At 34.1% G+C, this 9942-nt stretch carries 10 protein-coding genes, 1 tRNA gene and 1 rRNA gene; all 12 read right to left on the bottom strand.

Annotation, left to right across the window (positions count from 1 at the left end):
* Positions 1-14: 14 nt before the first annotated feature.
* The 12 genes from LQ682_RS13325 to tilS all read right to left on the bottom strand — a co-directional run bounded on the left by LQ682_RS13325 (position 15) and on the right by tilS (position 9938).
* Positions 15-90, bottom strand: a tRNA-Val gene (locus LQ682_RS13325).
* 13 nt (positions 91-103) lie between these two features.
* Positions 104-218 (bottom strand): 5S ribosomal RNA (gene rrf / locus LQ682_RS13320).
* 287 nt (positions 219-505) lie between these two features.
* Complete coding sequence (gene lysS, locus LQ682_RS13315; protein ID WP_239705566.1) at positions 506-1993, bottom strand: lysine--tRNA ligase; 1488 nt, start codon at positions 1991-1993, stop codon at positions 506-508.
* Between the two features lie 17 nt (positions 1994-2010).
* Positions 2011-2154 (bottom strand): hypothetical protein, encoded by a 144-nt coding sequence (locus LQ682_RS13310; RefSeq protein ID WP_016999882.1) that lies wholly within the window; start codon positions 2152-2154, stop codon positions 2011-2013.
* Between the two features lie 19 nt (positions 2155-2173).
* Positions 2174-2662 carry a 2-amino-4-hydroxy-6-hydroxymethyldihydropteridine diphosphokinase gene (gene folK / locus LQ682_RS13305; protein WP_016999883.1) on the bottom strand — a complete coding sequence of 163 codons (489 nt, stop codon included), beginning with the start codon at positions 2660-2662 and terminating at the stop codon, positions 2174-2176.
* Positions 2663-3022: a dihydroneopterin aldolase gene (folB, locus tag LQ682_RS13300; protein ID WP_016999885.1), complete on the bottom strand. Its 360-nt coding sequence runs from the start codon at positions 3020-3022 to the stop codon at positions 2663-2665.
* A 3-nt stretch (positions 3023-3025) separates the two neighbouring features.
* Positions 3026-3808: a dihydropteroate synthase gene (gene folP / locus LQ682_RS13295; RefSeq protein ID WP_239705565.1), complete on the bottom strand. Its 783-nt coding sequence runs from the start codon at positions 3806-3808 to the stop codon at positions 3026-3028.
* 141 nt (positions 3809-3949) lie between these two features.
* The gene (gene cysK, locus LQ682_RS13290) at positions 3950-4879 is read right to left on the bottom strand and encodes a cysteine synthase A (RefSeq protein ID WP_064211599.1); all 930 of its coding nucleotides are present in this window, start codon (positions 4877-4879) and stop codon (positions 3950-3952) included.
* 117 nt (positions 4880-4996) lie between these two features.
* On the bottom strand, positions 4997-5869 hold the full coding sequence (gene hslO / locus LQ682_RS13285; protein ID WP_016999891.1) for an Hsp33 family molecular chaperone HslO: 873 nt from the start codon (positions 5867-5869) through the stop codon (positions 4997-4999).
* 64 nt (positions 5870-5933) lie between these two features.
* A complete protein-coding gene (gene ftsH, locus LQ682_RS13280; protein WP_016999893.1) occupies positions 5934-8045 on the bottom strand; it encodes an ATP-dependent zinc metalloprotease FtsH in 2112 nt (703 codons plus the stop codon).
* A 91-nt stretch (positions 8046-8136) separates the two neighbouring features.
* Entirely contained in the window at positions 8137-8673 is a 537-nt protein-coding gene (hpt, locus tag LQ682_RS13275) for a hypoxanthine phosphoribosyltransferase (protein ID WP_016999895.1), read from the bottom strand.
* A complete protein-coding gene (gene tilS, locus LQ682_RS13270; RefSeq protein WP_064205201.1) occupies positions 8673-9938 on the bottom strand; it encodes a tRNA lysidine(34) synthetase TilS in 1266 nt (421 codons plus the stop codon). Before tilS ends, hpt begins: the two co-directional genes overlap by 1 nt.
* Positions 9939-9942 lie beyond the last annotated feature (4 nt).

Raw genomic sequence — 9942 nt, 5'->3', positions numbered from 1 at the left:
CTAGGCCGGCTAAATGGTGGAGAATGACGGGTTCGAACCGCCGACCCTCTGCTTGTAAGGCAGATGCTCTCCCAGCTGAGCTAATTCTCCAATTAACAATACTGCCCGGCAGCGTCCTACTCTCGCGGAACGTAAGTCCAACTACCATCGGCGCTAAAGAGCTTAACTTCTGTGTTCGGCATGGGAACAGGTGTGACCTCTTTGCTATCGCCACCAGACAATGTTGTTTCGTTTTTGTCTTACTTTATATATTATATAGAGTTAGTTTATGTTTTTCAATAGTAAATTTTACACCTTGTTAACTTTCTTTACAAAGTTTTCGAATTCACGTCCGCTTGTTTTCAGCGACCTTTATATAATACCCAATTTATATTCTTTCGTCAATGCTTTTTATGAAAAAAGTTGTTTTTTTAATAAGAAAACGTTTTAACGCTTTATTTATGTCATTTAATACCAAAAATAAAGGCAATAACCTTATTATTAAAGGTTATTGCCGAACATAAAATTATTTTTGTCTCATATATGGGAATAATAGTACATCTCTTATTGATGCTGAATTTGTTAATAGCATAACTAAACGGTCAATACCAATACCTAATCCACCTGTCGGCGGCATACCATATTCTAATGCTTCGATGAAATCTTCATCCATTTCATGTGCTTCATCATTACCTTGATCTTTTTCTTTCACTTGTGCTTCAAATCTTTCACGTTGATCGATTGGATCATTTAATTCTGTAAATGCATTAGCGTGTTCTCTACCAACTATAAATAGTTCGAAGCGATCAGTAAATCGTGGATCTTCTGGATTTTTCTTAGCTAATGGTGATATTTCAATTGGATGTCCATAAATAAACGTAGGTTGAATTAATTCTTCTTCTACTTTTTGTTCGAAGAATTCATTTAAGATATGACCATATGTCATACGATCTTCTACTTCTATATTATGTTGTTTTGCTAATTCATGTGCCTCTTCATCAGTTTTAACTTCATAGAAGTCTACTCCTGTATATTCTTTGACAGCATCTACCATGTGCCATCTCTTCCATTTTGAAGCTAGATCGATTGTTTCTTCTCCATATTGAATTGTAGCAGAACCAAGTACTTTTCCAGCTATTGAAGCGACCATTGCTTCAGTTAAATCCATAATATCATTATAGTCTGCATAAGCTTCATATAACTCTATCATAGTGAACTCAGGGTTATGTCTCGTTGACACACCTTCATTACGGAATACTCTTCCGATTTCATATACTTTTTCTAAACCACCAACAATAAGTCGTTTTAAGTGCAATTCAATTGCTATTCTCATGTATAAAGTAGCATCTAAAGCATTATGATGTGTAACGAACGGACGTGCTGAAGCACCTCCTGCTATTTGATGCATCATTGGTGTTTCAACTTCTAAGAAACCTTTTTGGTTCAAGTAATTTCTCATCTCTTGAATAATTTGGCTACGTGTAATGAATGTTTTTGTTGATTCTTCACTTGTAATTAAGTCTAAGTAACGTTGACGATAGCGTTGTTCAATGTCTTGTAAACCATGATATTTATCTGGTAAAGGTCTTAAAGACTTAGTTAATACTACGAATTCTTTCGCTTTAACAGATAATTCACCAGTATTTGTCTTGAACATAACACCTTTAATTCCAACTATGTCTCCTAAATCAGCATGTTTCCAAATTTCAAATTGTTCTTCACCGACTTGGTCTTTACGAACATAAATTTGAATTTGTCCTGTTATATCTTTAACATGAGCAAATCCTGCTTTACCTTTACCTCTTTTAGTCATCAAACGTCCAGCTATAGCAACTGAAGACTCTTCTTCTTTTTCTTGAAGTTCTTCTTTTGTAAATTCGTCCCATTCTTTATGTAAAGTAACAGAATCTCCGCTTCTTACAAATTTCTGCCCGAATGGATCAATACCTAAATCTCTTAATTCTTGTAGTTTTTCTCTTCGAACCAACATTTGGTCATTCATTTCTTCTGACATGATCTTCCACTCCTTAATTAAATTGCACTTATTTCTTGTTGTTGCTCTTCAACAAATTGTTCAAGAATACTTACTAACTCATCTCTTGTATTTGTTTGATTTATAACTTTTCTAACTCTACCTCTTACATCTTTTAAGTACCATGAAGCATGTTTTTTCATTTCCTATTTCCCACATGGTCTAACCTCTTTCTTTATTATACTTTACTACTTGTTCGTCGTTTGGCAATAGCTCCCAAATATATTTTTTGGATATTGGTTCAACAACATTTGAGGCGATATCATTAAGTGGTACCATCACAAATGCTCTTTCTGTCATTCTTGGGTGTGGCACTTCTAAGTCTGGTGATTGAATAACGGATTGATCATATAATAATATATCAATATCAATGGTACGTGGTCCCCATCGTTCATTTCTAACACGATGTAATTGTTGCTCAACCATCATACATACTTTCAACAAGTCTAATGCTTCTAATTCAGTTGAGATTTCGATACACATATTCAAAAAATCAGGTTGTTCTGTGTATCCTACCGGTTTTGTTTCATATATTGGAGATACTTGCGTTACTTTGATACCTTCTTCTGAATTTAAAAATGTAACAGCTTGTTCTAATTGAAGTTCCCTCTCTCCTATATTACTTCCTAAACCTAAATATGCGGTATGCATTTATCTCTTCCTCACGATCTCAATACCAACACCATTATAATGTCCCGGAATTGGCGGATTATTTTTCGTAATCTTTACTTTAGTTTCCAATACTCGATTATAGTGCGAAAATAATTGTTTTGCAATACGTTCTGCGAGATGTTCAATTAATTGTACTGGTTCGCCTTCCATTATTTCTTTAACAATCTCGAATACTTCACCGTAGTTTACAGTCTTTTCTAAATCATCTGTTTCTCCAGCTTCAGATAAATCTAATTTCAATTCTAAATCTACTAAAAATATCTGCCCTAATTCGTTTTCAGCTTTAAATGCTCCATGATATCCATAAAAAGACATGCCATCTAGTATAATTTTATCCATATTTTATATCCCTTTCAAAGCATCAATAGTTTGCGCAACTCTTTTATTCATTTTTACGTTGTGTACGCGTACAGCATGAATACCTTTTTCAATTCCAAAAGCTGTCGTTGCTGCAGTTGCTTCATCACGCTCTTTCACATCTATATTTCCACCTAGTAAATCATTGATGAGACGTTTTCTACTTGTAGCCAGCATCACTTTATAACCTGTTGCTACTAATTCATCTAACCTCGACATTACTATACGTTCTTCTTCTCTTGATTTAGCAAATCCAATACCAGGATCTAACCAAATATTTTTTTCGGGTATTCCTGCTATTTCTGCTTGATTTGCTTGTTTCAATAAAGATAATAGCAATTCATCCATCACTGGCATTTCTCGGTTGCCGTCCCCATTATGCATTAAAATAATTTCGGCATCATATTTCGCAACAACATTAAATATTTCAGGGTCATATAACCCAGCCCATTGATCGTTAATCATCGTTACACCACGTTTTAACGATTCTTCTGCAACTTGGCTTCTAAACGTGTCTACCGATAATTGAACATCTAAATCATTTAATGCTTCTATTACAGGTATAACTCTATTCAATTCTTCTTCTGTCTTTGCTACTTTAGTATGTCCAGGACGTGTTGAAACACCGCCAATATCTATAATATCTGCACCTTCACTTATTAATTGTTCAGCATGTGCTCTAGCATTTTCAACACTATTATAAGAACCACCATCAGAAAAAGAATCTGGCGTCACATTTAAAATACCCATAACTTTCGTATTTTTCACAATAGAAAACCTACCTTTTACATAGATAAACTTATTATAACAAATTTAAAAAATCACGCCTAAATGAAATAACTTATTTAAGTTATTTATTCTAGACGTGATTCGTAATTAAAAGTTAATACATTATAAAATTATAAATGATTAGTCTTCAAAAGCATATAATGGTGTAGATAGGTAACGTTCACCGTTACTTGGTAATACTGTAACAACTGTTTTACCTTCACCTAATTCTTTTGCTTTTTTCAATGCAGCTTTTATAGCAGCACCAGATGAAATACCGCCAAGAATCCCTTCTTCTTTAGCAACTCTTCTAGACATTTCCATCGCTTCTTCATTTCCTACTTTAATAACATCATCATAAACTTTTGTATCTAAAGTGTCTGGGACAAACCCTGCACCTAAACCTTGTAGTTTATGTGGTCCTGGGTTTCCGCCACTTAATATAGCAGAATCTTCAGGCTCAATAGCTACGATTTGGATGTTAGGGTATTTTTCTTTAAGCACTTTACCTGCACCAGTTAATGTTCCGCCTGTACCGACACCAGCTAAGAAAGCATCTATTTCTGTACCTTCGAATTGTTCAACTAATTCTGGACCAGTTGTTAATTCATGAACTTTAGGGTTTGCTGGGTTTTCGAATTGTTGTGGTTCAAAATAGCCTTTTTCTTCTTTGAGTTCTTTTGCTTTTTTGATAGCACCTTTCATTCCTTCAGCTCCAGGTGTCAATACTAATTCGGCACCATAAGCTTTTAATAGCGCACGACGTTCACTACTCATTGTGTCCGGCATAACAAATACTGCTTTGTAACCTTTTGCAGCTGCTACCATTGCTAGACCGATACCAGTATTACCAGATGTAGGCTCTATAATAGTATCGCCCGGTTTAATTTTGCCTTCTTTTTCAGCAGCTTCTAACATCGCTAAAGCGATTCTATCTTTAACTGAACTACCCGGGTTTTGATATTCTAATTTTACATAAACATCTGCCGAACCATCTTCCACTACTCTATTTAATTTAACAACAGGTGTATCTCCAATTAATTCAACAATATTATTTACTCTCTTAGCCATTTATAATTCACTCCTAGTCAGTATTTTCAATTTCATATCTTAGTTTCTTTATCGGATATACTTATTATAACAAAATACGCCTTAAAGTGAAAGTATTTACTAAATTACTTTTTACATTTATTTTTTAAGTGACATTAAATCTTCTTCTGTAAAATTATATTTCGTCCTACAGAAATGGCATTCTACTTCAGCTCCATGATCTTCTTCTATCATTGAGTCGATTTCTGCCTCTCCTAAACCTTTAATTGCATTTAAGAATTTTTCTCTTGAACAATTACATTTGAACTCTACTTCCATGTTATCAATTATTCTTGTGTTTTCTTTTCCTAACACCGTTTCAATTAATTCTTCTGGTGAAAGGCCTCTATCTATCAATTTAGAGACAGGTTCCATTTGATTAATTTTTTCTTCAATCGCTTCAATCGTTTCTTCAGAAGCACCTGGCATAAGCTGAATAACAAACCCGCCTGCTGCTTTAATAGAATTATCTGGGTTTACCAGTACACCTAGTCCAACAGCTGATGGAACTTGTTCACTCGTAACAAAATAATAAGTAAAGTCTTCGCCAAGTTCTCCCGAAACAATCGGTGTAGAACCTGTGAAATAGTCTTTTAGCCCAATATCTTTTACGACGCTTAACATACCATCTGTACCTACTGCACGTCTTACGTCCAATTTACCTTGATCATTTAACGGGAAATGAGTTTGAGGATTTTGAACATAACCTCTAACTTCACCTTTAGCATTAGCATCTACCATAATTTTACCTATAGGTCCGCCTCCGTCGATAGTAATCGTTAATTTCTCTTCATTTTTTAACATTGAACCCATTATCACGCCTGCTGTCATCGATCTTCCCAATGCAGCAGAAGCAGTTGGCCATGTGTAATGTCTTGTTTGAGCTTCTTGAATTGTATTTGTAGTCTGTACAGCAAAAGCACGTACTTCATCATTAAATGCCAATGCTCTTACTAAATAATCTTTTGTCATAAATATACTCCTTCTTTAAAAAAAGCCCCTCTCAATCAAACTATTGAAAGGGACTTGTATAAATTTATTCTTTACGATCTGTAGGTTTATTGTCACCTAAATCATCGATATTTGGTTCTTCTTTATGTGCTGGCTCATCATTAGATTTTTCTTCATCAGATTCTTGTTCATCTTTCGAATTATGAGATTCTTCTTTTTTAACCTCTTCGTAAGATTTACCAATTTTGTCATCTTCGACATCTAATGTGCCTTCTTGTTGTGTTAAGTCACCTTCATATTTATCTTCGTCAGGTTCATTGTCTTCTTCTAAGTGAGAATCATCGTATTTAACTTCTGGTAATTTTCCTTCGTTAAATAATGAGTGGATTTGTTCAGCGACTAACGTTTCTTCAACAAGTAATGTTTTAGCAATTAACTCTAATTGAGATTTATGCTCTGTAAGAATTTGTTTACAACGTTCATATTGTTCTTTAATAATACGTTGTACTTCTGAATCAATTTCATAAGCAATTTGATCTGAATAATTTGGTTCAGACTGCATATCTTTACCTAAGAATACTTGTCCACTGTCTGAGCTACCGAATTGTAACGGACCTAATTTCTTACTCATACCGTATTCTGTAACCATCTTACGTGCAATACTAGTAGCACGTTGGAAGTCGTTATGTGCACCAGTTGATGCCTCACCAAAGTTAATCTCTTCAGAAACACGACCACCTAATAGTCCAACTATTTTATCTAATAGTTCTGGTTCAGTCATGAAGTAACGATCTTCTTTAGGTAACATCATTGCATATCCACCAGCTTGTCCGCGAGGAACGATTGTTACTTTATGAACCATTTCAGCTTCATCTAATACACAACCGATAATTGTATGTCCCGCTTCATGGAAAGCCACAATATTTTTTTCTTTTTCGGAAATAACACGTGACTTCTTGGCTGGTCCAGCGATAACTCTGTCTGTAGCTTCTTCTATATCTCGCATATCAATTTTAGTTTTATTTGTACGAGCAGCAACTAATGATGCTTCATTTAATAAGTTTTCTAAATCTGCACCTGAGAATCCTGGTGTTCTTTGTGAAATTGCTTTTAGGTCTACTGTTTCATCTAAAGGTTTATTACGAGCATGTACTTTAAGTACTGCTTCACGACCTCTAACATCTGGACGACCAACTTGAATTTGTCTATCAAAACGTCCAGGACGTAATAATGCTGGGTCAAGAATATCAGGACGGTTAGTAGCTGCAATCATAATGATACCTTCGTTTTCACCGAAGCCATCCATTTCAACTAATAATTGGTTCAGTGTTTGTTCACGTTCATCGTGTCCACCGCCAACACCTGCGCCACGTTGACGACCTACAGCGTCAATTTCATCAATAAAGATGATACATGGAGCATTTTTCTTAGCATTTTCGAATAAGTCACGAACACGGCTTGCACCGACACCAACGAACATCTCAACGAAGTCAGAACCACTTATTGAAAAGAACGGTGTTCCAGCTTCACCTGCAACAGCTCTTGCAAGTAAAGTTTTACCTGTTCCTGGAGGACCAACTAGTAAAACACCTTTAGGTATTCGTGCGCCCATTTTCTTGAATTTACGATTATCTTTAAGGAAATCTACAATTTCCACTAATTCTTGTTTCTCTTCGTCAGCACCTGCTACATCAGAGAATCTAACGCGTTTTTTCTGGTCGTCATAAAGTTTGGCTTTTGATTTACCAAAATTCATAACGCGGCCGCCACCGCCACCGCCGCCTTGCATTTGGCTTAAGAAGAATATAAATAAAAATGCAATAATTAAAACAGGGATGAGTGTCGTTAACACACTTACGAACACACTTTGTTTTTCTTCTTCTTTGACATTGAATTTCAAGTCACTTTGCTTATCGGCTGTTTCTGTAATTTTTTTCAGATCATCTTGGTTGTTAAATAGGATTGAAGATGTATATTTTTCATCTTTACCTTTTTTTAGTTCACCGCTAACCATATAAACATTTTGTTCTGGTTGAATAGTTAACGTTTTTAAATCGCCTTTTTCTAACTTCGTCATAAACTCATTATATGTAAGTTGTTTTGGTGATTGTCCGTTGCCATTAATGAACTGGAACACACCAAATAGGACGATAGCTAAAAGCGCAATCATTAATATATTTCGAAAAGCTTTTTGCATTCAATTTGTCCTCCTACTCAATTAATAAAACTAACAAAAATTTTACCACATTTATAATTTCACACGCTAGTAATTAACCTTACTTAACTAATCATTCATAGATTTCAGGTTTTAACGTTCCAATATACGGTAAATTACGATATTTCTCAGCAAAATCTAATCCATAACCCACTACGAATTCATCTGGAATTTTTTCGCCGACGTATTTAGCTTCAATATCCACTTTACGCTTCATTGGCTTGTCTAATAGTGTCACAATTTCAATAGAATTAACATTTCTGTATTTCAATAAATCAACTATTGAATTTAAAGTTGTACCCGTTTCTAAAATATCTTCGATGATAATCACATCTCTATTTTCAACTGATGTACTTAAGTCTTTTAAAATTTTAACTTCTCCAGTTGATTCTGTTCCACCATGATAGCTTGACACATCCATGAAATCTATTTCTAAATGCGTATCAATATTTTTGATTAAATCTGTCATGAACATAATGGACCCTTTAAGGATTCCTATACAAATAGGTGTTTTTCCATTATAATCTTCTGTGATTTGCTTTCCTAGTGTTTTGCATCTTTCTTGAATTTCATCTGCAGATAAAACAACAGACTTAATCGAATCTTTCATTAAAAGTCATCTCCAATATAAGTGATAGTTAATACATTTTTAAAGTTAGAATCAATCCAAATATCCCCTATTGCTACAATATCATCCTCGTTAACAATAATCGGACAGTAATCACGTTTATGTATATCCATCTTGTTGTCTATCATGATTCTATTTACTTTTTTGTGTTGTTTATTTCCCCGGTTATAATACTGAATACGATCTCCTGGCTCTCTTGTTCTTACAAATAAAGGAGACGATAATCGTTTAGCTTCAATCACCCAATTCCCAAATATAAATTGCTCATCATTATCAATATATATAGAATTTACATTGAACTCAATATCTTTACATAGTAATAATTTATCATATGCTACAATAAACTGCCAATCATCAGATACTGGAATAACGGATTGTTTTTTTTGATTATGAAATATGTCGAGCCATTCTCGATAAGCCTTCATACTAAATTGACGTTGAACATACTTTCCTAACAAATTATCGAGAATCTGAATTTTTATAAGTGGGTTTAAATCATTAAATTTATGACGGTCTATTACTATTTTAGACCCTTGAACAACCTCATTGTTTATAAACACTTGTGCTTGTTGATTTACTAAATCCCGAGCATCATCCATCCATTGGTTCAATGTAACTAAATGAGAAGTTGATAATTCATCTCGTTCATCAACTATAGGTAAAATATTGTTGCGAATATAATTCCTTGTATATTTAGTATCTTGGTTGGATTGATCTTCAAAATAAGTAAATTGAGTTTCATGTTGATATTGTCTTAATTCTGATTTGGATATATTTAAAAAAGGACGTATGATTTTATAACCATTTCTAGTTTGGTTTTTAGAAATACCAAGTGAAGATCGACCGATTCTACCTGAAAACAGTCGGTATGCTATGGTTTCTTTTTGGTCGTCTAGATGATGTGCTGTTAATAAAATCGTACTATTGGTTTCTTTCATTATTTGATCAAACCATTCATATCTCATGTTTCTAGATACATCTTGAATACTTTTATTTTGTTGCACTACATCAGACAAGTCTAATGTTTTAATATATATTTCAATATTATGTTCTTCACAAAATTCTTCAATAAATTTCGCTTCATCTTGCGACTCTTTTCTTAAGCCATGATTTACATGTAAGCAAATCAATTTTTGGTAAGTGTGTTTGTACGTCGTATTTAGTAAATGTAATAACGACATACTATCTATCCCAGTTGAAACAGCCAATGCTAAATTATCATCATGTTCCCAAGTTATCTCGAGCATTGTT

It is taken from the genome of Mammaliicoccus sp. A-M4 (genome assembly GCF_022386955.1).
Lineage (GTDB): Bacteria > Bacillota > Bacilli > Staphylococcales > Staphylococcaceae > Mammaliicoccus > Mammaliicoccus lentus.
This window is presented reverse-complemented; position numbering and strand designations above follow the sequence as displayed.

Excerpts from the sequence above, each read along its gene's own strand:
- lysS (WP_239705566.1), bottom strand. The coding sequence starts at position 1,993 with ATGTCAGAAGAAATGAATGACCAAATGTTGGTTCGAAGAGAAAAACTA.
- LQ682_RS13310 (WP_016999882.1), bottom strand. The coding sequence starts at position 2,154 with ATGAAAAAACATGCTTCATGGTACTTAAAAGATGTAAGAGGTAGAGTT.
- folK (WP_016999883.1), bottom strand. The coding sequence starts at position 2,662 with ATGCATACCGCATATTTAGGTTTAGGAAGTAATATAGGAGAGAGGGAA.
- folB (WP_016999885.1), bottom strand. The coding sequence starts at position 3,022 with ATGGATAAAATTATACTAGATGGCATGTCTTTTTATGGATATCATGGA.
- cysK (WP_064211599.1), bottom strand. The coding sequence starts at position 4,879 with ATGGCTAAGAGAGTAAATAATATTGTTGAATTAATTGGAGATACACCT.
- hslO (WP_016999891.1), bottom strand. The coding sequence starts at position 5,869 with ATGACAAAAGATTATTTAGTAAGAGCATTGGCATTTAATGATGAAGTA.
- ftsH (WP_016999893.1), bottom strand. The coding sequence starts at position 8,045 with ATGCAAAAAGCTTTTCGAAATATATTAATGATTGCGCTTTTAGCTATC.
- hpt (WP_016999895.1), bottom strand. The coding sequence starts at position 8,673 with ATGAAAGATTCGATTAAGTCTGTTGTTTTATCTGCAGATGAAATTCAA.
- tilS (WP_064205201.1), bottom strand. The coding sequence starts at position 9,938 with ATGCTCGAGATAACTTGGGAACATGATGATAATTTAGCATTGGCTGTT.